The 25346-nt window shown below is 56.1% G+C and carries 28 protein-coding genes; 19 read left to right on the top strand and 9 right to left on the bottom strand.

All coding sequences use genetic code 11. The annotated features are described in order from the left end of the window. Window positions 1-63: 63 nt before the first annotated feature. Genes HF679_RS24265 through HF679_RS24255 form a run of 3 tightly spaced genes read left to right on the top strand, consistent with a single transcriptional unit; the run spans window position 64 to window position 1119 of the window. Window positions 64-363 carry an ArsR/SmtB family transcription factor gene (locus HF679_RS24265; protein WP_123756833.1) on the top strand — a complete coding sequence of 100 codons (300 nt, stop codon included), beginning with the start codon at window positions 64-66 and terminating at the stop codon, window positions 361-363. 9 nt (window positions 364-372) lie between these two features. Beyond that, window positions 373-900 carry a rhodanese family protein gene (locus HF679_RS24260; RefSeq protein WP_123756832.1) on the top strand — a complete coding sequence of 176 codons (528 nt, stop codon included), beginning with the start codon at window positions 373-375 and terminating at the stop codon, window positions 898-900. A 39-nt stretch (window positions 901-939) separates the two neighbouring features. Next, entirely contained in the window at window positions 940-1119 is a 180-nt protein-coding gene (locus HF679_RS24255) for a hypothetical protein (protein WP_123756831.1), read from the top strand. Window positions 1120-1212: 93 nt separating this feature from the next. Here the strand turns inward: HF679_RS24255 and stpA are convergent, their stop codons facing one another. Then, window positions 1213-1614, bottom strand: a complete 402-nt coding sequence (stpA, locus tag HF679_RS24250) for a DNA-binding protein StpA (RefSeq protein ID WP_123756830.1) — start codon at window positions 1612-1614, stop codon at window positions 1213-1215. 716 nt (window positions 1615-2330) lie between these two features. Here stpA and alaE point away from each other — a divergent pair. Further along, window positions 2331-2780 carry an L-alanine exporter AlaE gene (gene alaE / locus HF679_RS24245; protein WP_123756828.1) on the top strand — a complete coding sequence of 150 codons (450 nt, stop codon included), beginning with the start codon at window positions 2331-2333 and terminating at the stop codon, window positions 2778-2780. 78 nt (window positions 2781-2858) lie between these two features. Here the strand turns inward: alaE and HF679_RS24240 are convergent, their stop codons facing one another. After that, window positions 2859-3221, bottom strand: coding sequence for a DUF2002 family protein (locus tag HF679_RS24240; RefSeq protein ID WP_123756827.1), 363 nt, complete (start codon window positions 3219-3221; stop codon window positions 2859-2861). A 151-nt stretch (window positions 3222-3372) separates the two neighbouring features. Between HF679_RS24240 and HF679_RS24235 the strand changes: the two genes are divergently transcribed. Next, entirely contained in the window at window positions 3373-3699 is a 327-nt protein-coding gene (locus HF679_RS24235; RefSeq protein WP_123756826.1) for a DUF883 family protein, read from the top strand. A gap of 620 nt (window positions 3700-4319) precedes the next feature. On the opposite strand, the gene HF679_RS24230 is transcribed toward HF679_RS24235, so the two are convergent. After that, a complete protein-coding gene (locus HF679_RS24230; protein ID WP_123756824.1) occupies window positions 4320-5675 on the bottom strand; it encodes a PLP-dependent aminotransferase family protein in 1356 nt (451 codons plus the stop codon). An 89-nt stretch (window positions 5676-5764) separates the two neighbouring features. On the opposite strand from HF679_RS24230, the gene HF679_RS24225 reads away from it, so the two are divergent. The 14 genes from HF679_RS24225 (at window position 5765) to leuA (ending at window position 20433) form a co-directional block, all read left to right on the top strand. Beyond that, window positions 5765-6196 carry a carboxymuconolactone decarboxylase family protein gene (locus tag HF679_RS24225; RefSeq protein WP_123756823.1) on the top strand — a complete coding sequence of 144 codons (432 nt, stop codon included), beginning with the start codon at window positions 5765-5767 and terminating at the stop codon, window positions 6194-6196. 183 nt (window positions 6197-6379) lie between these two features. Continuing rightward, the gene (gene nrdH / locus HF679_RS24220) at window positions 6380-6622 is read left to right on the top strand and encodes a glutaredoxin-like protein NrdH (protein WP_123756822.1); all 243 of its coding nucleotides are present in this window, start codon (window positions 6380-6382) and stop codon (window positions 6620-6622) included. Beyond that, window positions 6619-7020 carry a class Ib ribonucleoside-diphosphate reductase assembly flavoprotein NrdI gene (gene nrdI, locus HF679_RS24215; RefSeq protein ID WP_123756821.1) on the top strand — a complete coding sequence of 134 codons (402 nt, stop codon included), beginning with the start codon at window positions 6619-6621 and terminating at the stop codon, window positions 7018-7020. The genes nrdH and nrdI overlap by 4 nt, the downstream gene beginning before the upstream one ends. Further along, window positions 7002-9146: a class 1b ribonucleoside-diphosphate reductase subunit alpha gene (gene nrdE / locus HF679_RS24210; RefSeq protein WP_187042453.1), complete on the top strand. Its 2145-nt coding sequence runs from the start codon at window positions 7002-7004 to the stop codon at window positions 9144-9146. Before nrdI ends, nrdE begins: the two co-directional genes overlap by 19 nt. A gap of 10 nt (window positions 9147-9156) precedes the next feature. Continuing rightward, entirely contained in the window at window positions 9157-10119 is a 963-nt protein-coding gene (gene nrdF, locus HF679_RS24205) for a class 1b ribonucleoside-diphosphate reductase subunit beta (RefSeq protein WP_187042452.1), read from the top strand. Between the two features lie 355 nt (window positions 10120-10474). Further along, a complete protein-coding gene (gene proV, locus HF679_RS24200; protein ID WP_123756818.1) occupies window positions 10475-11677 on the top strand; it encodes a glycine betaine/L-proline ABC transporter ATP-binding protein ProV in 1203 nt (400 codons plus the stop codon). Further along, window positions 11670-12734 (top strand): glycine betaine/L-proline ABC transporter permease ProW, encoded by a 1065-nt coding sequence (gene proW, locus HF679_RS24195; RefSeq protein ID WP_123756817.1) that lies wholly within the window; start codon window positions 11670-11672, stop codon window positions 12732-12734. The genes proV and proW overlap by 8 nt, the downstream gene beginning before the upstream one ends. An 81-nt stretch (window positions 12735-12815) precedes the next feature. Further along, window positions 12816-13814, top strand: coding sequence for a glycine betaine/L-proline ABC transporter substrate-binding protein ProX (gene proX, locus HF679_RS24190; RefSeq protein ID WP_123756816.1), 999 nt, complete (start codon window positions 12816-12818; stop codon window positions 13812-13814). 236 nt (window positions 13815-14050) lie between these two features. Continuing rightward, window positions 14051-14797 carry an AzlC family ABC transporter permease gene (locus HF679_RS24185; protein ID WP_123756815.1) on the top strand — a complete coding sequence of 249 codons (747 nt, stop codon included), beginning with the start codon at window positions 14051-14053 and terminating at the stop codon, window positions 14795-14797. Further along, a complete protein-coding gene (gene ygaH / locus HF679_RS24180) occupies window positions 14787-15122 on the top strand; it encodes an L-valine transporter subunit YgaH (RefSeq protein WP_187042451.1) in 336 nt (111 codons plus the stop codon). The genes HF679_RS24185 and ygaH overlap by 11 nt, the downstream gene beginning before the upstream one ends. Before the next feature lie 90 nt (window positions 15123-15212). Beyond that, a complete protein-coding gene (gene mprA / locus HF679_RS24175) occupies window positions 15213-15743 on the top strand; it encodes a transcriptional repressor MprA (RefSeq protein ID WP_123756813.1) in 531 nt (176 codons plus the stop codon). Between the two features lie 130 nt (window positions 15744-15873). Further along, entirely contained in the window at window positions 15874-17046 is a 1173-nt protein-coding gene (gene emrA, locus HF679_RS24170; protein ID WP_123756812.1) for a multidrug efflux MFS transporter periplasmic adaptor subunit EmrA, read from the top strand. 15 nt (window positions 17047-17061) lie between these two features. Further along, window positions 17062-18600, top strand: a complete 1539-nt coding sequence (emrB, locus tag HF679_RS24165) for a multidrug efflux MFS transporter permease subunit EmrB (RefSeq protein WP_123756811.1) — start codon at window positions 17062-17064, stop codon at window positions 18598-18600. Between the two features lie 156 nt (window positions 18601-18756). Beyond that, window positions 18757-20433, top strand: a complete 1677-nt coding sequence (gene leuA / locus HF679_RS24160) for a 2-isopropylmalate synthase (protein WP_187042450.1) — start codon at window positions 18757-18759, stop codon at window positions 20431-20433. On the opposite strand, the gene HF679_RS24155 is transcribed toward leuA, so the two are convergent. The 6 genes from HF679_RS24155 to HF679_RS24130 all read right to left on the bottom strand — a co-directional run bounded on the left by HF679_RS24155 (window position 20412) and on the right by HF679_RS24130 (window position 25086). Beyond that, complete coding sequence (locus HF679_RS24155; RefSeq protein WP_123756809.1) at window positions 20412-21179, bottom strand: AraC family transcriptional regulator; 768 nt, start codon at window positions 21177-21179, stop codon at window positions 20412-20414. The two genes, leuA and HF679_RS24155, sit on opposite strands and share 22 nt — an antisense overlap. 56 nt (window positions 21180-21235) lie before the next feature. After that, window positions 21236-21751, bottom strand: coding sequence for an S-ribosylhomocysteine lyase (gene luxS / locus HF679_RS24150; RefSeq protein WP_123756808.1), 516 nt, complete (start codon window positions 21749-21751; stop codon window positions 21236-21238). A 164-nt stretch (window positions 21752-21915) separates the two neighbouring features. Next, the gene (gene gshA, locus HF679_RS24145; protein ID WP_187042449.1) at window positions 21916-23472 is read right to left on the bottom strand and encodes a glutamate--cysteine ligase; all 1557 of its coding nucleotides are present in this window, start codon (window positions 23470-23472) and stop codon (window positions 21916-21918) included. A gap of 187 nt (window positions 23473-23659) precedes the next feature. Further along, the gene (locus tag HF679_RS24140; protein WP_123756807.1) at window positions 23660-24088 is read right to left on the bottom strand and encodes a YqaA family protein; all 429 of its coding nucleotides are present in this window, start codon (window positions 24086-24088) and stop codon (window positions 23660-23662) included. Then, on the bottom strand, window positions 24085-24651 hold the full coding sequence (gene yqaB / locus HF679_RS24135; RefSeq protein WP_123756946.1) for a fructose-1-phosphate/6-phosphogluconate phosphatase: 567 nt from the start codon (window positions 24649-24651) through the stop codon (window positions 24085-24087). Before yqaB ends, HF679_RS24140 begins: the two co-directional genes overlap by 4 nt. 120 nt (window positions 24652-24771) lie before the next feature. Next, window positions 24772-25086, bottom strand: a complete 315-nt coding sequence (locus tag HF679_RS24130; RefSeq protein ID WP_123756806.1) for a BON domain-containing protein — start codon at window positions 25084-25086, stop codon at window positions 24772-24774. Between the last annotated feature and the right edge of the window lie 260 nt (window positions 25087-25346).

Raw genomic sequence — 25346 nt, 5'->3', positions numbered from 1 at the left:
TCTCACTGGCGTCATGCGTTTGTTTATTTTAGAATTATCTAAATTTAGAAAAAGCTAAAATAGATGAATACACCCGAACAGTTACAGTCAGCCGCCGGCGAGGCCGCCGCTCTGCTCAAAGCGATGAGCCACCCCAAGCGGCTGGTGATCCTCTGCATGCTCTGCGAAACGCCGCGCGCCAGCGCCGGCGAACTGGCCCGCATCACCGGCCTGAGTCCTTCTGCCACTTCGCAACATCTGGCACGCATGCGTGAAGAAGGCCTCATCGGCTGCGAGCGCGAGGCGCAGCGTATCCATTACTTCATCACTCATCCTGCGGTTCAGCAAATTATCTCCACGCTGAAGACCCTCTATTGCCCTTAAGGAACAATCATGACTATCGCCACCCTTTCCCCCGAAGACGTCCGGGCTCAGATTGCACAAGGCGCCAGATTAATCGATATTCGCGATGCCGATGAATATGCCCGCGAGCATATTCCTGATGCCGAACTGGTACCGCTGGCGACGCTCACCAACGGCGCCACGCTGCGTACCACGGCGGACGACACGGTTATCTTCCATTGCCAGGCGGGCTCGCGGACGCAAAATAACGCCATTCGACTGGTCGCCGCCGCGGCCCCCGCGCAGGTGAAGCTGATGAGCGGCGGTATTCAGGCGTGGAAAGCGGCAGGTCTGCCGGTCATAGAGGACAAAACGCAGCCTCTGCCGCTGATGCGTCAGGTGCAAATCGCCGCTGGCGGACTCATTTTGCTGGGGGTAGTGCTAGGATATAGCGTGAGTAGCGGATTTTTCCTGCTCAGCGCGTTCGTCGGAGCCGGGCTAACCCTGGCCGGCCTAACCGGATTTTGCGGGATGGCGCGTCTGCTGGCTGTGATGCCATGGAACCGACGTGCGCAGTGAACCTGAGCACAATGTTGATCGACAGATGAGGAGAACGCGATGTATTCAGTGGGTGATCTGGTACAGCCACGCATGGGCGGGCCAAAACTGAAAATTGTAGCCGTCAACGAAGAGCATATCGTTGCCGTGCAGGCCAGTAACGAACAGGGCGAGCAATATACGCTGAAGCCTGCTGACGTTTCGCCTTATACCGAAGAGGGTGATTTTGGCGTTTGTTAATATTAACGGTGGGTCACCCCACCGTTATTTCTGCTGGTTCCGCTCCCATCCCACCCGCGTTTATCGCCGGTCGAACGTCGTTAGCCATAACGATTAGATCAGAAAACTTTCCAGGGTTTCACCTGCGGCGATGGCGTTAGCAATCGGCTTCGGCATACGTCCCTGACCAGTCCATGTTTTCTGCTCGCCATTAAGGTCGGTAAAACGATATTTTTCCGGACGCGGCTGACGTTTTTTGCTGCCTTGCTGGGGAGCGACATCCAGTGAAACCAGCTCGTCAGGGGTAATACCGTCGGCGATCATCAGCTCCAGCCAGGTCTGTACTTTTTCCTGGTATTCAGCGTGTTGCTCGCTGGCAGCCAGCTGCTCTGCCCGTTTTTCTTCAGTGACGACCCTGAGTTTTTCCAGCATTTCTTCAAGCACGTCAATGGAGAATTCACGCGACATCGCCCGCAGCGAACGGATATTATTCAATTTCTGTAACATTAAAGACATAAATTACCAAACAATCCTAAATTTCAAATAAGACAATACTACCGGGATACTTTAATATATTGGGCTATTTATTACCACCTTTAATCCCTGCGAATAAATATATCCCGAAGACACTTGCTCAATTCAATTTTAAACGGCAGGGATTATTGCCAAATTAAAAAATAAGCGGATGATGTCACCCCGCTGAATAGAATAAAAAAGCCACACTGATAGCACCAGTAGATATATTATCTGGCGTCTCAGCAGGTTATCCGCATCAATACGGCGACTGTCTTATACAACTTCAGCTCGCCAGTGAATAAGTATGCTTTAAATCAGAATGAAAATCGCAATTAACAAACAGAACACCATGCCATAAATTACGGCACGAATGAGAGAATTACTCCAAAAGTGATAGCCATCACACTGAAACGTGACATCAGGCGCCATCCGGGCCGTTCGTCTCCCCACACGCGCAACGCCCCTTCAGCCAGTAAAAAACCAACCATTTGATATTAATACAAAAAATACAAACCCAGGACAAAAGTAGCGCAACGCTTATAAAACGAACTCTTACAGAGTATTTTATCGACAAAACGCCACTAAATAAAAATTTATAGCTAGTTGCCAGTTTTAAGGCAGAGAGATAATCTACGCACACAAAACGACACAACCCAAAACGCTGCAAATGAACGCGTTTTGTGGCGTAACAGACTTCATTTTCGAGGAGCACCCCGATGTTCTCTGCGCAGTCCCGCTTGCGTCATGCGGTAGCAGACACCTTTGCGATGGTGGTGTACTGCACCGTTGTAAACATGATGATCGAAATATTCCTCTCTGGAATGACTTTTGAGCAGTCGCTTTCCTCACGACTGGTCGCCATTCCGGTGAACATTATTATTGCGGTACCTTATGGCTTTTATCGTGACCGCGCCATGCGTCTGGCACGCCATATCAGCCCCTCAGGCTGGATGAAGAATATTGCCGATGTCGTGGCATATGTGACCTTTCAGTCACCGGTATACGTCGCGATTTTATTTGCGGTCGGTGCGGACTGGCATCAGATTGCGGCAGCAGTGAGTTCAAACATTGCGGTATCGATGATGATGGGGGCGGTTTACGGTTACTTTCTCGATTACTGCCGCCGCCTGTTCCGCGTCAGCGCGTACCAACAGATTAAGGCCTGATCCTTTCAGTTCAACGACTCAGCGACTGACCTTTGTCAGTCGCTTCCCGGATACATCCCCACCCTTGCTGCTCTGTGCTTAGCTGTGAGACAGGCTCGGCGTCACTTCGCCAAATAACCCACTGATAAAGCGCTCAAGCGCCATTCGCGAACTGAACCCGTGTGGAATACCATAATGCTGCTGCACTTCCCCGGCCAAATACAGCGGGAACTGCTCATAATGATCGCAGGTTTTGATATCCGACGCGGGCTCCGCCAGCGAATTACTGCGTTCTTTTAACGCAGGGTGAATAATTAAAGCCGTGCGTCCCATGCGCGCTTCGCGGTTCACATAGACATAATTATCACCGCGGCGATAGCCATACGCTTTTTGGGTTACCGCATCCATGGTGAAGCCGGCCTTTTCAAGAACGCGCGCCACCTCATCGGGTCTTAAATACATACTCATTCCTCATTATCTTTTACCGCACATTGAACCTTACCTTATTCAGCATTGATAACGCTTTCGGAAAATTCCAGAAACCGAACACTATCAGCATAATTCAAAATCTTGTTCTACACTTAATCACTCAACGGAATTAAGGGAGAACGCAATGGCGAACCGAGCAAACCGCAACAATATCGATGAAAGCGCTGAGGATATTCATAGCGATGTCAGCCAATTAGCGGATACGCTGGAAGAAGTGCTGAAATCATGGGGCAGCGATGCCAAAGATGAAGCAGACGCCGCGCGGAAAAAAGCACAGGCATTGCTGAAAGAGACACGTGCCCGCCTGAATGGCAATAACCGTGTGCAGCAGGCTGCCCGCGATGCCGCAGGCTGTGCCGATACCTACGTGCGGGATAAACCCTGGCAGAGTGTGGGTGCCGCCGCCGCCGTTGGGTTATTTATTGGCGTATTATTGAATTTGCGTCGATAATATAAACGATAAATGAAGATAACAAATACGCGTCCGCCCCTGCGAGCCTCTGGTCCGCAGGGGCTTTTTGTTGTCTGATTGCTTGCCATCCGATGTGGACATGATTGTCGTTACAGGGTGGTTTGGGTGAAAGTGGTTTTTAGCGTGGGCTCCGTGGACAATTCCGTTTGCTTTCGTGGAATGTTCCGTTCACGGTGAATCCAGTACTTTTCTCACGCCCTCAGCGGGTGAACGGCATGGGGGGCGTTTCGCTCGCCCCCCATGACCCCCGGCATTGCGCTGAAAACGGCCGCTGCGCGGTATGCTCCACTCCGGCTTCATCTGGCGGACCGGGCCGGACTCAACATCCCTGTCTCGACCTGCCCTCTGACGGCCGTCCAGGCCGTCAGTCCTGGATGCGCGCCTGCGTTCCCGCCCGTTTTCTTGATGCGCCTTAACCCCCGCGCTGCCATCCCGAGGCTGTCCCGTCGCAATATCATGGCTGAAGGTTTTTTCAGCGACCAAAATGCAAGCATGGAATATAGCGACATGCTGCAAGGAAGTTGGAGCGGCTAAAAACCACTTTCGCGCAAACCACCGTTTACCTGAATCCTCCTGAGCCTCAATAACCAGCGTTACCCCTAAGAAGAAAACAGCGCCTGCCTGAGCCGCCGCACCACCTCTGTCGCCATCTCCATCGACGTCACATTCGTAAAACTCACCAACAGCCCTCCCGCCCCGCGGCTTACCATTCGCCAGTCGCTTAACGCCTGGGCGGCCAGCCCGGCCTGCTGCGCTTTGCGAGCCAGCGCCCGGTCGTCACCGCTTACCGTTATCACCAGCTGAATCCCTCCCAGCTGCGGCACCACGCCAAACCCCTGCTGCTGCAGCGCCGACTCCAGCCACTGCCGACGCTGGGCGTAGCTGGCGCGCATCTTCTTCAGGTGCCGCCAGAAATGGCCCTCAAGGATAAAATCGGCCAGCGTCTGCTGCCACAGCGTCGGGACGCTACAGCTCAACATCTGCGCCTGCTCGCGAAATGCAGCCACCTGCGGCAGCGGCACCACCAGCCAGGCAGCATGCAACGCCGGGAACAGCGATTTACTGAAGGTGCCGGCATAAATCACCCGCTGCGGGGCATCGAGGCTTTTCAGCGGCGGCAGCGGCTTCCCCTGGTAGCGAAATTCACTATCGTAATCATCTTCGATGATCCAGGCATCGCGCTGTGCCGCCCAGGCCAGCAGCTGCCGGCGTCGGCTCAGCGACAACGCCACGCCCAGCGGGCTCTGATGCGCCGGCGTCAATAGCGCGAAATGGGCTTCCGGGTAGTCTTGCTGCGCCTGGGTTACATCCATCCCTTCGTCATCGACCGCCACCGGGTCGATAATCACCCCGTGGCGGGTAATCACCGGTCGAATCAACGGAAAGCCGGGGTCTTCCATCCACATATGCTGGCCGGGTTGCGCCAGAGTGCGGAGGAGCAACTGCATCGAGGCGGCGTAGCTCCCGGTCACCAGCACCTGTTCAGGCAGGCATTCAATACTGCGGGAAAGCCGCAAATAATCGGCGATCGCGCGGCGCAGGATCGCCTCCCCGCACGGATCTCCCGGCGCCAAATCAAACCGCGTTTGGGTGCGCAGCCGACGCCCCATCACCCGTGCCCACAGGCCGCGAGGAAAGAGATCCAGCGCCGGCAGCCCCATCTGAAACGGCTGCGGCGCCGTCGGTTCACTGCTGAGCGGCTCACGCGCCGGGGCTTGCTGCTGCGGGCTTAGCCTGTCGCTGACGAACGTCCCGGCCTGCCCCCGTCGCTCGAGCCAGCCCTGAGCCACCAGCTCGCCCCAGGCATTTTCCACGGTGGCCCGGGAGACGCCGAGCGCCTGGGCATACACCCGGCTGGCGGGCAGGCGGCTGCCGGGCGCCAGTTCGCCACCTTCGATCGCCGATTTAAGCTGGCGGGCAATGCGCTGATAGTGCGGTACTTTTTTGACGTCCATTATGGTCTGCTTTTTTGATTACAATATGGCTATCTTTTGCAGTCCATTATAGTGCTATTTTGCAGCGGTTCTTAATTGAGGAAAACACCATGAGCCAACTACGTCAGCCCTACAATCAACTGAGCCCGGAAGTCTATAACGGTCTGCTGCAAGCCAAGATGGCGCTGGATAAAAGCGAACTGGACAGCACCCTGGTGGAGCTGGTGTACCTGCGGGTGTCACAAATTAACGGCTGTGCCTTCTGCCTGGAAATGCACAGTAAGGCGCTGCGTCACTCCGGCGTAGCGCAGAATAAGCTGGATGCACTGGCAGGCTGGCGAGTCAGCGGGCATTTCAGCGCTGCGGAACAGGCGGCGCTGGCATGGGCGGAATCCGTGACCGATATCGCCACCAGCCATGCGGAAGATGATGTTTACCTGCCGCTGCTGGACCATTTCAGCGCGCGCCAGATCAGCGATTTGACCTTCGCCATCAGCCTGATGAACGCCTTTAACCGCCTGGCCGTCAGCATGCGTCAGTAATTTCAGAGCACACGTCCCCACCCTCGCGGGTTCCACACGCGAGGGCACCTCTTATCTAAAAACGCTATATATTGCGTGGTTGAACTTTTAGATAACTACATCTAGTATTTCCTGAACAGTTAACCGATACCGAACATCACGCCTTTTTGCGCCGTTCTGTTATCATAAATGGAAATACGAATCATGCGCATTACTATTTACACTAAAGATGACTGCGTCCAGTGCCACGCCACCAAACGCGCGATGGAAAGCCGCGGCGTCACCTTCGAGATGGTGAATGTCGAGCATCACCCGGATGCCGCCGATATGCTGCGCGAGCAGGGTTTTCGCCAGCTGCCGGTGGTGATGGCCGGCGAAACCCAGTGGTCCGGATTCCGCCCGGATATGATTAACCGCCTGCGCCCGCAACCGGTAGCCAGCGCATGAGCCTGATCGTCTACTTCTCCAGCAGTTCCGAAAATACGCACCGGTTCGTCCAGCGTCTGGGGCTGCCCGCGGTGCGCATTCCGCTGAACGAGCGCCAGCGCATCCAGGTAGACGAGCCCTACATTCTGATTGTCCCCAGCTATGGCGGCGGCGGTACGGCGGGCGCGGTGCCCCGCCAGGCGATCCGCTTTCTCAACGATCCCCATAACCGCCAGCAGATACGCGGCGTGATTGCCGCGGGCAACCGCAACTTCGGCGATGCCTACGGCCGGGCCGGCGATGTCATCGCCCAAAAGTGTGGCGTCCCGTACCTGTATCGCTTTGAGCTGATGGGCACCCCAACCGATGTCGATAACGTGCGTAAAGGAGTGAGCGAATTTTGGCAACGACAACCGTAGAAGCGAAAACGACCGGGGCATCCGATTTCCATGCCCTCAATGCCATGCTGAATCTATACGACAGCAATGGCCGCATTCCCTTTGACAAGGACCGCCAGGCGGTGGACGCCTTTATGGCAACCCACGTGCAGCCCAATACGGTCAGCTTCGTCTCGCAGAACGACAAGCTGGAGTGGCTTATCGCCGAAGGCTATTACGATGCCAGCGTACTGGCCCGCTACGATCGCCAGTTTGTGCTGGCGCTGTTTGCCGAGGCCCAGGGTTATGGCTTTCGCTTTCAGACCTTCCTCGGCGCGTGGAAGTTTTATACCAGCTATACGCTGAAGACCTTCGACGGCAAACGCTATCTCGAACATTTCACCGACCGGACCTGCATGGTCGCCCTGAACCTGGCGCAAGGCGATGAAAACCTCGCCCGTCAGTTGACCGAGGAGATCCTCAGCGGGCGCTTCCAGCCGGCAACGCCCACCTTCCTCAACGCCGGAAAACAGCAGCGCGGCGAGCTGGTGTCCTGCTTCCTGTTGCGTATTGAGGACAACATGGAGTCGATTGGCCGGGCGGTGAATTCAGCCCTGCAGCTCTCCAAACGCGGCGGCGGCGTGGCGTTTTTGCTCTCCAACCTGCGTGAAGCCGGCGCGCCGATTAAGCGTATTGAAAACCAGTCCTCCGGCGTGGTGCCGGTGATGAAAATGCTGGAAGATGCGTTCTCCTACGCCAATCAGCTCGGCGCTCGCCAGGGAGCCGGAGCGGTCTATCTGCACGCCCATCACCCGGATATTCTGCGTTTCCTGGATACCAAACGGGAAAACGCCGACGAAAAAATCCGCATCAAAACCTTATCCCTTGGCGTGGTGATCGCCGATATCACCTTCCAGCTGGCGAAAGAGGATGCGCAGATGGCGCTGTTCTCGCCTTATGACGTTGAGCGTCTGTACGGCAAGCCGTTTGGCGATATCGCCATCAGCGAAATGTACGCCGAGCTGGTTGCCGACGAGCGGGTCAGCAAGCGCTGGATCCGAGCCCGGGATCTGTTCCAGCGGCTGGCGGAGATCCAGTTTGAGTCTGGTTACCCGTACATCATGTTCGAAGATACCGTGAACCGGGCCAACCCGATTGCCGGGCGCATTAACATGAGCAACCTGTGCTCGGAAATTTTGCAGGTCAACACCCCGTCAACCTTTGATGAAAACCTCGATTACGCCCACGTGGGCCACGATATCTCCTGTAATCTGGGGTCGCTTAACATCGCCCACACCATGGACTCACCGGATTTCGCCCGGACCATCGCCGTCGCGGTTCGTGGCCTGACGGCGGTATCAGATATGAGCGATATCCGTTCGGTGCCATCGGTAGCGGCGGGCAATGCCGCTTCCCATGCCATCGGTCTTGGGCAGATGAACCTGCATGGCTACCTGGCCCGGGAAGGCATCGCCTACGGCAGTCCGGAAGGGCTGGACTTTACCAACTTCTATTTCTATACCGTCACCTGGCACGCGCTGCACACCTCGATGCAGATGGCCCGCGAGCGCGGTCAGCATTTTGCCGGGTTTGCCCAATCGCGTTACGCCAGCGGCGAGTACTTCGGGCAGTATCTCGAGGGCGACTGGCAGCCGAAAACCGCCACCGTCCGTCACCTGTTCGCCCGTGCCGGCATCACGCTGCCCGACCGCGCCATGTGGCAGCAGCTGCGTGACGATGTGATGCGCTATGGCATCTACAACCGCAATTTGCAGGCGGTGCCGCCAACCGGTTCAATCTCCTATATCAACCATGCGACCTCGAGCATCCACCCGATCGTCTCGAAGATAGAGATCCGCAAAGAGGGCAAAACCGGCCGGGTTTATTACCCCGCGCCGTTTATGACCAATGAAAATCTGGCGCTTTATCAGGACGCCTGGGAAATTGGCCCGCAGAAGATTATCGACACCTATGCCGAAGCGACGCGGCACGTCGACCAGGGGCTGTCGCTGACGCTCTTTTTCCCCGATACCGCCACCACGCGCGATATCAACAAAGCGCAAATCTACGCGTGGAAAAAAGGCATCAAGACGCTGTATTACATCCGCCTGCGCCAGCTGGCGCTGGAAGGCACTGAAATCGAAGGCTGCGTATCCTGCGCGCTATAAGGAGAACAGGATGACCCATTTATCGCGTATTCGCGCCATTAACTGGAACAACATCGAGGACGATAAGGACCTGGAGGTTTGGAACCGCTTGACCAGCAACTTCTGGCTGCCGGAAAAGGTGCCGCTGTCCAACGATATTCCCGCCTGGCAGGGGCTGACGGCGGTGGAGCAGCAGCTGACCATTCGCGTGTTCACCGGGCTGACGCTGCTCGATACGATCCAGAACACCACCGGCGCGCCGGCGCTGATGGCAGATGCGATCACCCCGCATGAAGAGGCGGTGCTCTCTAACATCAGCTTTATGGAAGCGGTGCATGCCCGCTCCTACAGCTCGATTTTCTCGACCTTATGCCAGACCAAAGATGTTGATGCCGCCTACGCCTGGAGCGAAGAAAGCGTTTCGCTCCAGCATAAAGCCCGCCTGATGCTCGAGTACTATCAGGCGGATAACCCGCTGAAGAAAAAAATCGCCAGCGTGTTTCTCGAATCGTTCCTCTTCTATTCCGGTTTCTGGCTGCCGATGTACTTTTCCAGCCGCGGCAAGATGACCAATACCGCCGACCTGATTCGCTTAATTATTCGCGATGAGGCGGTACACGGGTATTACATCGGCTATAAGTACCAAAAAGGGCTGGAGAGCGTCGATGCGCAAACCCGCGAGCAGCTGAAGCAGTTCGCCCTCGACCTGCTGATGGATTTGTATGAAAACGAGCTGGCCTATACCCAGGAGCTGTACGCCGACAGCGGCTGGGGCGAGGAGGTCAACGCCTTCCTGTGCTACAACGCCAATAAAGCGCTGATGAACCTCGGCTATGAGGCGTTATTCCCGGCGGAGATGGCCGCAGTTAACCCGGCAATTCTGGCGGCCCTTTCGCCAAACGCCGATGAAAACCACGACTTTTTCTCCGGTTCCGGCTCCTCCTATGTCATGGGAAAAACCGAAGAAACCGCCGACGACGATTGGGATTTTTAACCTTTATTTCACCAGGGAATTAGCGTTTATTCCCTGGTGATCTATTTCACATAATTACCTTTCATCACACAAAATAATCCACGTGATATTTGACTGAAACATTGCCGCAATATTCAGCAGGAATCATGTGGTTTACCAATTATTATCCAGCCATCGTCAAAAAATATTACCTTTTGTGAATCAACGCTCAGCCCTTATGTCACGGGGAATTCGCGGAACTCTGCCCGCCCAATTTCAGCCTCCGCGGGACATTGAGGGTTGTCACAGAATCTGAGTATGTTAGGGTGTAAAAAGGTCATCATCTCCATCAGGTACTATATTGATATAATACAAATAACAGGAAACTCTTTATTGCATGGCAATTAAATTAGAAATTAAGAATCTCTATAAGATATTTGGCGAGCACCCACAGCGAGCGTTCAAATATATTGAAAAAGGATTTACCAAAGAGCAACTACTGGAAAAAACGGGACTTTCGCTTGGCGTAAAAGACGCCAGTCTGACCATTGAAGAAGGCGAGATATTCGTCATCATGGGGCTTTCCGGCTCAGGAAAATCCACCATGGTTCGCCTTCTCAATCGCCTGATTGAACCTACCCGCGGACAGGTGCTGATTGACGGCGTCGATATCGCCAAAATCTCAGAAGCCGAACTTCGCGAGGTGCGCAGAAAAAAGATCGCTATGGTATTTCAGTCATTTGCGCTGATGCCGCACATGACGGTTCTGGACAATGCCGCCTTCGGCATGGAGCTGGCCGGGGTTCCAACCCAGCAACGCCAGCAGAACGCGCTGGACGCGCTGCGCCAGGTCGGTCTGGAAAACTATGCTCACGCCTACCCGGATGAACTGTCCGGCGGGATGCGCCAGCGCGTCGGTCTCGCCCGCGCCCTGGCTATCAACCCCGATATACTATTAATGGATGAAGCCTTCTCGGCTCTCGACCCATTAATTCGTACTGAAATGCAGGATGAGCTGACAAAATTACAGGCGAAACATCAACGTACCGTGGTCTTTATTTCCCACGATCTTGATGAGGCTATGCGCATTGGCGATCGTATTGCCATCATGCAAAATGGCGAAGTGATTCAGGTCGGTACCCCGGATGAAATTCTCAATAATCCTGCCAATGATTATGTGAAAACCTTCTTCCGTGGCGTCGATATTAGCCAGGTATTTAGCGCCAAAGATATTGCACGTCGTAGCCCCGTCGGATTAATTCGTAAAACGCCGGGCATCGGTCCTCGCTCTGCAATGAAATTATTGCAGGACCAGGACCGTGAATATGGTTATGTGATTGAACGCGGTAATAAGTTTGTCGGCATTGTCTCTATTGATTCACTGAAATCCGCATTGAGCGAAGGTCAGGGAATTGACGCGGCGTTACTCGAATCCCCGCAGGCGGTGGATGCACAAACGTCGCTGAGCGACCTGCTCTCCCACGTCGGCCAGGCACCGTGCGCGGTTCCGGTGGTGGATGAAGGGCAACAGTACATCGGCATTATTTCGAAAGGAATGTTGCTGAAAGCTTTAGATCGCGAGGGGGCAAACAATGGCTGATCAATCGAATCCGTGGGACACCACACCGGCGGCGGACAGCGCCGCACAATCTGCCGATGCCTGGGGCACGCCGGCAGCCGCACCGACCGATGGCGGCGGTGCAGACTGGCTCAATAGCGCACCCGCGCCGCAGCCGGAACACTTTAATATTATGGACCCGTTCCACCATACCCTGATCCCGCTCGACAGCTGGGTCACCCACGGGATTGACTGGATCGTGGTCCACTTCCGCCCGGTATTCCAGGGCATCCGCGTACCGGTGGACTATATCCTCAGCGCCTTCCAGCAACTGCTGTTAGGGATGCCGGCACCGGTAGCCATCGTGCTGTTCGCCCTGATCGCCTGGCAAATCTCCAGCGTCGGCATGGGCGTGGCAACGCTGATTTCCCTGGTGGCGATCGGCGCTATCGGTGCCTGGTCGCAGGCCATGGTAACGCTGGCGCTGGTTCTGACCGCCCTGCTGTTCTGTATGCTGATAGGACTCCCGTTGGGGATCTGGCTGGCGCGCAGCCCGCGGGCGGCCAAAATTATCCGCCCCATGCTGGATGCCATGCAGACCACGCCGGCGTTCGTCTACCTGGTGCCGATTGTCATGCTGTTCGGTATCGGCAACGTGCCGGGAGTGGTGGTGACGATTATCTTCGCCCTGCCGCCGATCGTCCGTTTGACGATCCTCGGGATTAACCAGGTGCCTGCCGACCTGATTGAAGCGTCACGCTCGTTCGGTGCCAGCCCGCGCCAGCTGCTGTTCAAGGTCCAGCTGCCGCTGGCCATGCCGACCATTATGGCCGGGGTTAACCAGACCCTGATGCTGGCGCTGTCGATGGTGGTTATCGCCTCGATGATCGCCGTCGGGGGCCTGGGCCAGATGGTACTGCGCGGGATCGGCCGTCTTGATATGGGACTGGCGAGCGTCGGCGGCGTTGGGATCGTCATTCTGGCGATTATTCTCGACCGCCTGACCCAGGCCGTAGGCCGCGATTCCCGTAGCCGGGGCAACCGCCGCTGGTACGCGACCGGTCCTCTGGGGCTGATTACTCGTCCTTTCCGTCAGTAACTTCTGATTGAACTTCTCATTGCCCGGCCGTATCACGCCGGCCGGGCCTGCAGTTTTCCTCTCTTTAAATAAGGAATAACGATGCGACATAACACGATTATTACTACCGCACTTGCCACTCTGCTTGCCACCAGCGCCGCCTGGGCGGCCGACCTGCCGGGGAAAGGCATCACCGTTAAACCGATCCAGAGCACCATTTCGGAAGAGACCTTCCAGACGCTGTTAGTCAGCCGTGCCCTGGAAAAACTGGGCTACACCGTCGATAAGCCGAGCGAAGTTGACTATAACGTTGGCTACACCTCACTTGCCTCCGGGGATGCGACCTTTACCGCCGTTAACTGGCAGCCGCTGCATGACGACATGTACGCCGCCGCTGGCGGTGACAAAAGCTTCTATCGCGAAGGCGTGTATGTGAACGGTGCGGCACAGGGCTACCTGATCGATAAAAAGACCGCCGAGCAGTACCACATCAAATCTATCGATCAGCTCAAAGACCCGAAAATCGCCAAACTGTTTGATACCAACGGCGATGGCAAAGCCGATCTCACCGGCTGTACTCCTGGCTGGGGCTGCGAAGCGGTGATCAACCACCAGATTGATGCCTATGGTCTGAGCAAGACGGTGGTACACAATCAGGGGAACTACGCGGCGATGATGGCCGACACCATCGCCCGCTATAAAGAAGGGAAACCGGTCATCTACTACACCTGGACGCCGTACTGGGTCAGCGACGTGCTGAAACCGGGTAAAGATGTGGTCTGGCTGCAGGTGCCGTTCTCTTCCCTGCCGGGCGTGCAGAAAAATATCGACACCAAGCTGGCGAACGGTGCCAACTACGGCTTCCCGGTCAGCACCATGCATATCGTAGCCAATAAAGCCTGGGCTGAGAAAAACCCGGCGGCGGCGAAACTGTTCAGCATCATGAAGCTGCCGATTAGCGACATTAACGCCGAAAACGCGATGATGCATGAAGGTCACTCGTCAGAAGCCGATATCCAGGGTCACGTTGACGGCTGGATCAAAGCCCACCAGCAGCAGTTTGACGGCTGGGTAAAAGAAGCGCTGGCAGCGCAGAAGTAATCACGATCCTGACCCGGAGCGCCACACGCGCTTCGGGTCTGTCGTCACGTCACGCGATTGCCCCCGCCCATCAAGGTATATACCCCAAAAAATTCGCGTTGAGCCGAATAACGGGTACAGCCAACACCCAAACAACTTGAAGGATGAAGGGTATAAATGCACCCAGCTCTCTGCTAAGGTAGTCCGACCTGTTCAATCATGTGACATTCACGTGAGTTATCAATAAATAACGCTAAATGGAAAAACCCGCCGCAGTGACGCCCGCCTCCACGGCCAGCGAAGCCACGCTTTCTGAAGGGATTAAAGACAGCCTGCCGATCGTGATCAGCTATATTCCTGTCGCTTTTGCCTTTGGTCTGAATGCCACCCGACTCGGCTTTACGCCGCTGGAAAGCCTGTTCTTTTCCTGCATTATCTACGCTGGCGCCAGCCAGTTTGTCATCACCGCAATGATTGCCGCCGGCAGTTCGCTCTGGGTGGCCGCCCTTACCGTGATGGCGATGGATGTGCGCCATGTCCTGTACGGTCCTTCTCTGCGTAGCCGCATTCACCGCGCGCTCGATAAGCGGAAAACCGCGCTTTGGGCCTTTGGTCTGACGGATGAGGTTTTCGCCGCCGCCACCGCGAAGCTGGTGCGCGACAACCGTCGCTGGAGCGAAAACTGGATGCTGGGGATCGCCTTCACCTCCTGGATATCCTGGGTATTCGGCACGCTGCTCGGGGCTTACTCCGGTAGCGGCCTGCTGGCTGGTTATCCGGCGGTAGAAGCGGCGCTCGGCTTTATGCTCCCGGCGCTGTTTTTGAGCTTCCTGCTCGCCTCCTTCCAGCGCAAACAGTCCCTCAGCGTGCTGGCGGCACTGGTGGGTGCGATGGGCGGCATTATTCTGTTTTCTATTCCGGCGGCTATCCTCGCCGGGATCGTCTGCGGCTGTCTGGTCGCGCTGATTCAGGCCAGTATTCAGGGGATGCCCGATGAACAGTGACGTCCTGATTATCGGCATCGTGGTCGGCTGCGTGAACTATCTGTTCCGCTACCTGCCCCTACGCCTGCGGGCGAATAACGCACGGCCTACGCGCCGTGGTCCGGTCAGCGTCCTGCTCGATACCATCGGTATCGCCTCTATCTGCGCCCTGCTGGTCGTCTCCAGCGTCCCGGAGATCCTCAGCGACGCCCGGCGGTTGCTGCCGACCCTGGTGGGATTTGCGGTGCTGGGGCTGGCGTTCTGGAAGACGCGAAGCATCATTTTTCCGACGCTGCTCAGCGCGTTAGCCTACGGAATAGCATGGAAAATCACGACGTTGATTTGAGTTTAACGTATCAATTTTAGTCAATAATTCATTTGATTTATTTGTCACAATAGTTATTATATCGGCTGTAATTAATGAGGTCATACCCTAATGGATAGTTCGTTTACTCCCATTGAGCAAATGCTCAAGTTCCGCGCCAGCCGCCACGAAGATTTCCCCTTCCAGGAGATTTTACTCACTCGCCTCTGCATGCACATGCAAGGTAAGTTGTTGGAAAATCGTAATAAGATGCTGAAAGCGCAGGGAATTAACGAGACATTATTTATGGCGTTGATAACCCTTGAGTCTCAGGAAAACCACAGCATTCAGCCTTCCGAGCTGAGCTGTGCGCTGGGTTCTTCACGTACCAACGCCACGCGTATTGCCGATGAACTGGAAAAGCGCGGCTGGATTGAACGCCGTGAAAGCGATAACGATCGCCGCTGCCTGCATCTGCAACTGACCGATAAAGGTCATCAGTTTTTACGCGAAGTCTTACCGCCGCAGCACAACTGCCTGCATCAGCTCTGGTCTTCTTTAAGCACCAGCGAGAAAGATCAGCTCGAACACATCACCCGCAAACTGTTAGGTCGCCTTGACCAGATGGAAGAGGATGGCGTGGTTGCGGAGTCACTGCGCTAAGCGCGGGAACCGCTCAAAAATTTTTCTGGATTGACAAGGAAAAACAGACAGGCCAGCAGATTATCTGCTGGCCTGTCTGATAAACAGGTCGGCTCAGCCGATGTGAAATAATAAGATCGTGGAGAATAACATGAGCGCAAATGCGGAGAGCCCAATCCCGCAGCAACCGAACAGCAAGAAAGGCAAGCGCAAGGGTGCCCTTTTATTGCTGACATTGCTCTTTATTATTGTTGCCGTGGCATACGGTATTTATTGGTTTTTGGTACTGCGTCATTATGAAGAAACCGATGATGCATACGTGGCAGGGAACCAGGTTCAAATCATGGCGCAGGTGTCCGGCAGCGTGACGAAAGTCTGGGCCGACAACACCGATTTCGTGCAAAAAGGCGATACCCTGGTCACCCTTGACCAGACCGACGCCCAACAAGCCTTTGAAAAAGCGCAAACTCAGCTGGCCGCCAGCGTGCGTCAGACCCGCCAGCAGATGATCAACAGCAAGCAGCTACAGGCCAGTATCGACGTTAAGAAAACCGCGCTGTCTCAGGCACAGGCTGACCTTAACCGTCGAATCCCGCTGGGCGCCGCCAACCTGATTGGCCGTGAAGAGCTGCAGCACTCCCGCGATACCGTCGCCAGCGCACAAGCTGAACTGGACGTCGCTATCCAGCAATTCAACGCCAACCAGGCCATCGTACTGGGCACCCGCCTGGAACAACAGCCTGCGGTTCTCCAGGCGGCAACTGACGTCCGTAACGCCTGGCTTGCGCTGCAACGTACACAGATCGTCAGCCCTATCAGCGGTTATGTTTCTCGTCGTTCCGTACAGCCGGGGGCGCAAATCAGCCCGACTACGCCGCTGATGGCCGTAGTACCTGCGACCAATCTGTGGATCGACGCTAACTTTAAAGAGACCCAGCTGGCGCATATGCGCATCGGCCAGCAAGCCACCGTCATCAGCGACATCTATGGCGATGACGTGAAATACACCGGCAAGGTCATCGGGCTGGATATGGGCACCGGTAGCGCGTTCTCACTGCTGCCGGCGCAGAACGCCACCGGGAACTGGATCAAAGTCGTCCAGCGTCTGCCGGTACGTATCGAGCTGGATGCCAAACAGCTGGCGGAACACCCGCTGCGCATTGGTCTCTCCACGCTGGTTGAGGTCAACACCACCGACCGCGGCGGCGAGATGCTGTCGAACCAGACCCGTAAATCTCCGGTTTATGAAAGTAACGCCCGTGAAATCGGCCTGGCGCCGGTGAACAAACTGATCGACGGTATCATCCAGGCGAACGCGGGATAATTCGGGGTGAGCGTAATGCAACAGCAAAAACCGCTGGAAGGCGCGCAACTGGTCATCATGACCATTGCGCTGTCGCTTGCGACCTTCATGCAGGTGCTGGACTCCACCATCGCCAACGTGGCAATTCCAACCATTGCCGGTAATCTCGGTTCATCGTTGAGCCAGGGAACCTGGGTGATTACCTCGTTCGGGGTGGCGAACGCGATCTCCATTCCGATCACCGGCTGGCTGGCCAAGCGCGTCGGGGAAGTAAAGCTGTTCATGTGGTCTACGGTGGCATTTGCTATCGCCTCCTGGGCCTGCGGGATGTCCAACAGCCTGTCGATGCTGATTTTCTTTCGCGTTATTCAGGGGATCGTCGCCGGTCCGCTGATTCCGCTTTCGCAAAGTCTGCTGCTCAGCAACTACCCGCCGGCAAAACGCTCCATTGCGCTGGCGCTGTGGTCGATGACGGTGATCGTCGCGCCAATCTGCGGGCCAATTCTCGGCGGCTACATCAGCGATAACTACCACTGGGGCTGGATATTCTTTATCAACGTCCCGATTGGCGTCGCGGTGGTCGTCATGACGCTGCAGACGCTGCGTAGCCGCGAAACCAGAACCGAACAGCGGCGGATTGACGGCGTGGGTCTGGCGCTGCTGGTGATTGGTATCGGTAGCCTGCAGGTGATGCTCGACCGCGGCAAGGAGCTGGACTGGTTCGCCTCAAACGAGATTATCATTCTGACGATTGTGGCGGTGGTCGCCATCAGCTTCCTGATTGTCTGGGAGCTGACCGACGACAACCCGATAGTGGATCTCTCGCTCTTTAAATCGAGAAACTTCACCATCGGCTGCCTGTGTATCAGTCTCGCCTACATGCTCTACTTCGGCGCCATCGTGCTGCTGCCGCAGCTGCTGCAGGAGGTCTACGGTTATACCGCCACCTGGGCAGGGCTGGCCTCCGCGCCGGTAGGGATTATCCCGGTCATCCTGTCGCCGATTATCGGCCGCTTCGCCCATAAGCTGGATATGCGCCGGCTGGTGACCTTCAGCTTTATCATGTACGCAGTCTGCTTCTACTGGCGCGCGTGGACCTTCGAGCCCGGGATGGACTTCGGCGCATCGGCCTGGCCGCAGTTTATCCAGGGCTTTGCGGTGGCCTGCTTCTTTATGCCACTGACCACCATCACGTTGTCCGGCCTGCCGCCGGAGCGGCTGGCGGCGGCATCGAGCCTGTCGAACTTCACCCGTACGCTGGCGGGGTCAATCGGAACCTCGATCACCACCACCATGTGGACCAACCGCGAGGCGCTGCACCATGCGCAGCTTACCGAATCGGTGACGCCATATAACCCCAACGCCCAGCAGATGTACGATCAGCTGCAGGGACTTGGGTTAAGCCAACAGCAGGCATCAGGCTGGATAGCCCAGCAGATCACCAACCAGGGGCTGATTATTTCCGCCAACGAAATTTTCTGGTTCTCGGCGGCGATCTTTATCCTCCTGCTCGGTCTGGTGTGGTTTGCGAAACCGCCGTTTAGCGCCGGCGGCGGCGGTGGTGGCGCGCATTAGCGGCCAACATCTGTCATCAAAAGGGATCTGCGGATCCCTTTTTTTATGGCGCGCGATAAAGCCACATTGTCCAGTTCTCGCTAGTTTCTGTCCGCTTTGATAAAGCGCCCTTCCCGGTGTTTCTGCAGGATAAAGAACCGACACAAGGAGAGCATCATGCTGACAAACCCTGGCGAAAAATATCGTCCCTGGCCGCCGATTTCCCTGCCCGACCGCCGCTGGCCGGACAACCCCATCACCCGCGCGCCGCGCTGGCTGTCCACCGACCTGCGCGACGGCAACCAGGCGCTGGCCGAACCGATGGACGGCGCCCGCAAACTGCAGTTCTGGAATCTGCTGCTGGAGTGCGGATTTAAAGAAATTGAAGTGGCGTTTCCGTCGGCTTCGCAGACCGATTTCAACTTCGTCCGCCAGCTGATCGACGAACAACGTATTCCGCAGGATGTCACGATCCAGGTCCTGACCCAGGCGCGTGAAGACCTGATCCTGCGGACCTTTGAATCGCTGCGCGGCGCCCATCGCGCCACCGTCCATCTGTATAACGCCACCGCGCCGCTGTTCCGCAAGCTGGTATTTGGCATGGATAAAGCGCAGGTGGTGGCCCTCGCCACCCGTGCCACCCGCCTGATCCGCGAGCAGTGCGAAGCGCAGCCGGACACCCGCTGGCAATATGAATATTCGCCGGAAACCTTCTGCTTTACCGAAGCCGACTTTGCGCTGGAAATCTGTGAAGCGGTGGCGGAGATCTGGCAGCCCTGCGCGGAACGGCCGATGATCATCAACCTGCCCGCCACCGTCGAGGTCAATACCCCGAACGTTTACGCCGACCAGATCGAGTATTTCTGCCGCCACTTCTCCCGTCGCGCCGAGGTCTGCATCAGCGTTCACCCCCATAACGACCGCGGGACCGGCGTTGCCAGCGCCGAGCTGGCGGTGATGGCCGGGGCGGACCGCGTCGAAGGCTGTCTGTTCGGTAACGGCGAGCGCACCGGTAACGTCTGCCTGGTCACGCTGGCGATGAATCTCTACAGCCAGGGCATTGCCCCGCAGCTTACCTTCCCGGAGATGAACCGGGTGGTGGAAGTGGTCGAGCATTGTAATCAGCTGCCGGTGCATCCGCGCCATCCGTGGGCCGGCAGTCTCGCCTACACCGCCTTCTCCGGTTCGCATCAGGACGCCATTAAGAAAGGATTCGATGCCCGTAAACCCGGCGAGCACTGGGAAATGCCCTACCTGCCCGTCGATCCGCAGGACATTGGCTGTAGCTATGAAGCGGTTATCCGCGTCAACAGCCAGTCCGGCAAGAGCGGCAGCGCCTGGCTGATCGAACAGAATCATGGGCTGAAGCTGCCCCGGGCGTTACAGCAAGATTTCAGCCTCCACGTGCAGCAGGAAACCGATAGCCACGGTAAAGAGATGACCCAGAATGCGCTGTGGCAGCTGTTCCGCTCCCGTTACGGGCTGCTCGAGGGATCGCCGCTGATGCTGCTGGACTATCAAAGCGACAGCCAGCAGGACGGCCAGCTTTCCTTACAGGCTACGCTGCGGGTCAATGGCGAGACGCGACGGCTTCAGGGGCGCGGCAACGGCCTGCTCTCTGCCGCCGCCAGCGGCCTCAGCGCGTTGCTGAAGCAACCGTTCGTGATCAAGGATTACCATGAGCATACCCTCGGCGAACGCAGCGACAGCCGTTCGGTGGCCTATATCCGCTGCATCTTCCCCAACGGCGTCAGCCGCTGGGGCGTGGGCATCGATAATGACGTGGCGCGCGCCTCACTACAGGCGTTGTGCAATGCGCTCAGCGCAGGCGATCACGCCGGCGGGCGGAAATAGTCGCTGGGGGCGACGCCCATTACCCGACGAAACATGGCGCTGAAGGCACTGTGGCTGCCATAGCCCAGATCCAGCGCCACGCGTAACACCGACTGCCCCTGCGCCAGGCGAACCAGCGCTTCCATTAGCTTCGCCCGGCGCACCCATTCACTCCAGGTCAGCGTGGTCTGCTGCTGAAAGTGGCGGTTCAGCGTTCGTTCGCTCATGTTGCTCTCTTTCGCCGCCTGCTGGCTGCTCCAGGCTTCCCCCGGCATCTCGCGGACCTTCTGACACAAACGGCGCAGGGCCTCGCTCTGAGGCTCCACGAGGCCAAACGGCAGCACCGTCATGCCGCGGATCTCATCGAGAATTAATTCATATATCCGTTCGTCACGGCTGCCGGGTTCATAACGCTCGCCCAGCGCCAGCGAACTGACGATCAGTTCACGCAGCAGCGGGGTGATCTGCACGATCTGGCACGTGGACGGGAGATCGGCTCGCGCCAGGGGATCGATAAACAGCGTTCGGGCCGCGACTTTACCGGTGATCCGCAACGCATGGGGCGTCCCCGCCGGTAGCCAGACGCCGCGTCCGGGCGGTACCACCCAGTAGCCCACCGGCGTATCGACTCGTACCACGCCGCAGAGGATATGCAGCAGCTGGGCGCAGTCATGCTGATGCCACGGTTCGCTATCGCCGTGGGCGTAATCATGGGCAAACGGCACCAGAGCGCGGTGCTGAAAAGAGAAGGTTGAGGTCGTCGACATGGATGGCGGCGCAGGAATAGCGGCCCGGCGAAGAACGCCGGACCGACACAGAAGCACTAGATATGCAGTTCTTGCAGTGTTTCTTTCGGCAGAGCCAGGTCATCGTTGCTGTTGATGCGCACGTCGCGCTCGATGATATGACGCGCAATGTCCTGAGCTTCTTCCAGCGAGTGCATGGTATAGGTGCCGCACTGGTAAACGTTCAGTTCAGGAATTTGATTCTGCTCTTTAACTTTCAGCACGTCGGCCATCGCCGCTTTCCAGGCATCCGCTACGCGCTGCTCGTCTGGTGTACCGATCAGGCTCATATAGAAGCCGGTGCGGCAGCCCATCGGAGAGATATCGATAATTTCCACACCATTGCCGTTCAGGTGATCGCGCATGAAGCCCGCGAACAGGTGCTCAAGAGTATGGATCCCTCTTTCCGGCATAACTTCCTGGTTTGGCACGCAGAAACGCAGGTCAAAAACGGTAATTTCATCGCCGTGTGGCGTGTTCATTTTCTTCGCAACGCGCACCGCCGGTGCTTCCATGCGGGTATGGTCGACTGTGAAACTATCTAACAACGGCATTCTTCACCTCCGATAGTGATTTTTTTTTAAAATAAAATGAACTCTTTGTACACCCGCAAGTCTGAGTATATGAAAGACGCGCATTTATTATCATCATCATCCCTGAATCAGAGATGAAAGTTTGGCCACATTGATGTGGCCTTTTTCTTTTGTACTGCTTTTTGCTACGCGTGTCGCGCTAACAGGGCTGAAAACGGCTCACTATCTTCCGCTTCCATCTTCTGCTGACGTACCACCGAAGCTTCACGTTCAGTGATAAAATCCTCTTCACGCAAAATTTCCAGCGGCTCTTCACGCAGCATCGTCCGGTATTGATCGGCCAGCGCCCGACCGGTGCCGCCAATTCCTTCTTCAAGCATAGAACGCAGGACGCGTGCTGAGAAGGTTAATTCCGGATCGTCAAAGCTGGCAACCAGCTCATCGCACACCTGCTGGTAGGCTTCACCACCGTGAATGCTATCTAAGGTCTGCGCGACGCGACGCAAATCGCGGAACAGGTCTTTGCCCACTTTAGCCAGCGGGAACTGCGCGCTTTCGCAGCCGATGCCCAAGGTCAGGCCCGGTTTACGCCCTTCCAGAATCACGCGATTCCAGTTAGTACGCGTGCACAACAGCTCATCGCTGCTCATTTCCGGCGCATCAGCCAGTACGCACCAGACCATAAACAGATCGAGGAAACGCACCTGCTGCTCATCGACGCCAATCGGTGAGAACGGGTTAATATCGAGCGAACGCACTTCGATATATTCAATGCCACCGCGCAGCAGGGCATCAGATGGCGTTTCTCCGCTGCGGGTGACCCGCTTCGGACGAATAGGCGCGTACAGCTCGTTCTCAATCTGCAGAATATTGCTGTTGATTTGCAGGTGCTTGCCGTCTTTCTCAAGGCCAATCCGGGCATACTCTTCCGACGGCGTTTTAATCGCCCGCTTCAATCCTGCCACATACTCATGCAGATCGTTAAACGTAATACCGAGATTGCTTTGCGACTTATTGGTATAACCCAGGTCGCTCAGGCGCAGCGAGGTGGCGTACGGCAAGTAGTACATGCCGTTCTTCGCTTCCTCAAACGGGAGCGTCGTCGGTTTGCCCTGCAGGAATGATGAGCAGATAGCCGGCGATGCGCCGAACAGGTACGGAATCACCCAGCCGAAGCGGTAGTAGTTACGGATAGAACGGAAATAGCCTGCAGAGATCGCCTCTTTGCCGCTTTCCGCATCCACAACGCCGCACTTCGCCTGCCAGAATGCCATCGGCAGCGAGAAGTTGTAGTGGACGCCGGAGATGGTTTGCATCAGCGCCCCATAGCGGTTCTTCAGCCCTTCGCGATACAGCGTTTTCAGACGGCCAATATTCGAAGTCCCGTACTGCGCCAGTTCAATATCCTGACCTGGGGCAATATAGCAAGGCATGCTCAGCGGCCACATCCGCTCATCGCCGATGTGGCGTGCGGTGTAGCGATGCACATCGCGCATAAAGGTAAGCATATGCTGAATATCGCCATCAACTGGCGTAATAAATTCCAGCAACGCTTCGGCAAAATCGGTGGTAATCCATTTGTGGGTCAGCGCTGCGCCCAGCTCCTGAGGGTGACCGGTGGTTGCCAGTGAACCATCGGCATTGACGCGCAATGTTTCGCGCTCAAGACCACGCTGAATACCCTGCAGGGCCTGTGGATTTTTTTCCAGCCAGGCCAGCGCCTGTGATACGTCCGGGATCAATTTGACCTCCCGCCTGTCGAAATCGTTTGAATAAGCATAATTGTAATGGTGACCATACAGGCTATCCCAGAAGATATTATTGTTACCGCCAGTTCGCATGCGAGTGCCGAAGTCTGGCGATGTCGGGCTTAGCAGCGCGACAAAATAGCCAGTAAAATGGCCTGCCGGGATAGTCTTAGTTCCACAATTAGTGCCACCACGTCATACCCTGAAGCGTTACCACCGCAATGACGATGTAGCGTAGCGCTTTACCAAGGCATAAGAAAAAAAGTACCGGTCCCCACGAGATGCGCATCCATCCCGCCAGCAGACACAGCAAATCACCGATAACCGGTGCCCAGCTTAATAATAATGTGACCGCGCCGTAGCGCTTTAGCCAGCCGGATGCTTTTTCCTGCCAGCGCGATGTTTTGCGCAGCGGAAACAAGCGCCCCAGAATAACGTTAGTTACCCCTCCAAGGCTATTGCCGATTGTTGCTATTAAAACCAGAGCCCACGGTTGACTTGCTCCCGTAAGTAGCATAGCAATCAGCACCACTTCTGAGTTGCCGGGCAGTAATGTCGCGCTCAAAAAGCTACTGGCAAACAGCGAGGCTAACGACAGCGCGTCGCTCACAGCAAGCGCACGTCCACAGCATCCATCCCCGCGCGCTTCGCCGCCTGCAGACCAAAATCCGCATCTTCAAAGACAACGCATTTTTCCGCTGCCACGCCCATGCGTTCAGCGCACAGCAGGAAGGTATCAGGGGCGGGTTTATGATGTTCGACATGATCGGCGGCAACAACTGCCGAAAAATAGTGACGCAGGCCGAGATGTGCCAGTAGTGCCTCTGCGACAGCGCTTTCGCTGCCGGTGCCTACCGACATCGGGCGACGCCCGTGCCATTCCTTGACCACTTCAATCAGCGGTAAGGGACGCACGCTGTCCAGCAGCATGCTCTTCACGGCATCGGTTTTTTCCCGCGCCAGCTCATGAGGGTTTAAATCCGCGCTATTCAGCTCGATAATCGCCTGGGCAATACGCCAGGTCGGAGAACCGTTGAGTGCGACCATCGCTTGCTCGTCGAAACGCATGCCATACCGGCCCAACACCTCGCGCCACGCTTTACGATGCGTTGGTTCGGTATCGAGAATGGTACCATCCATATCAAAGATCAGTCCTGCGTAACGTTCGTACATCGTGTTCTCACAAACCGGATAAGAAAACGTTACTTTATCGCAAAAGGCGCAGGTTGTCGCGGCCGGCACTTTACGCCATAAAGGCGCCATCAGGCGCCTTTATCGTATCAATGTCGTGGCTTATTTGATTTTTAAATCATTCTCAACCAAACGAACGCCCTGCACCCGACGGGTCACTTCCACCGCACGGCTGGCATCTTTCGTTGATGAAACAAAGCCGCTCAGCTGAACGCGTCCTTTAAAGGTCTGCACGCTGATTTCAGAGGACTTAATGTCCTTTTCATTAAACAGTGCGGTTTTGACTTTCGTTGTCACGACGGTATCGTCGATATAGCCACCGGTACTTTCCTTTGTGGACGATCCCGCACAGCCAGCTAACGATACGGCCACCAGAAGCGTCGCGCAAAACGCAGGTATTGCTTTGAACCATTTCATGGATTTCTCTCCTTGCACTTATCTCACCTAAATCAGGTCGATATATTCAGGTAAATTATAGTGGAAAGAGTCACTTGCCAATGAAAAAAATTTAAAAACGGAGTTTGAAGGATAATCAGTGCTGATGATAGCCAGAAAAGGCAAACAGAGAACGGATGAATGATTTGGGGTTGGGCGGTGCTGACGATGATTTCGCAGACCATGAAGCGACAGTACAGGTGTAAATCGGGAGAAGATGGTGCATCCGGGAGGATGACTCA

Source organism: Enterobacter sp. JUb54, from assembly GCF_014298075.1.
In the GTDB taxonomy this organism is placed as follows: domain Bacteria; phylum Pseudomonadota; class Gammaproteobacteria; order Enterobacterales; family Enterobacteriaceae; genus Klebsiella; species Klebsiella lignicola.
This window is presented reverse-complemented; position numbering and strand designations above follow the sequence as displayed.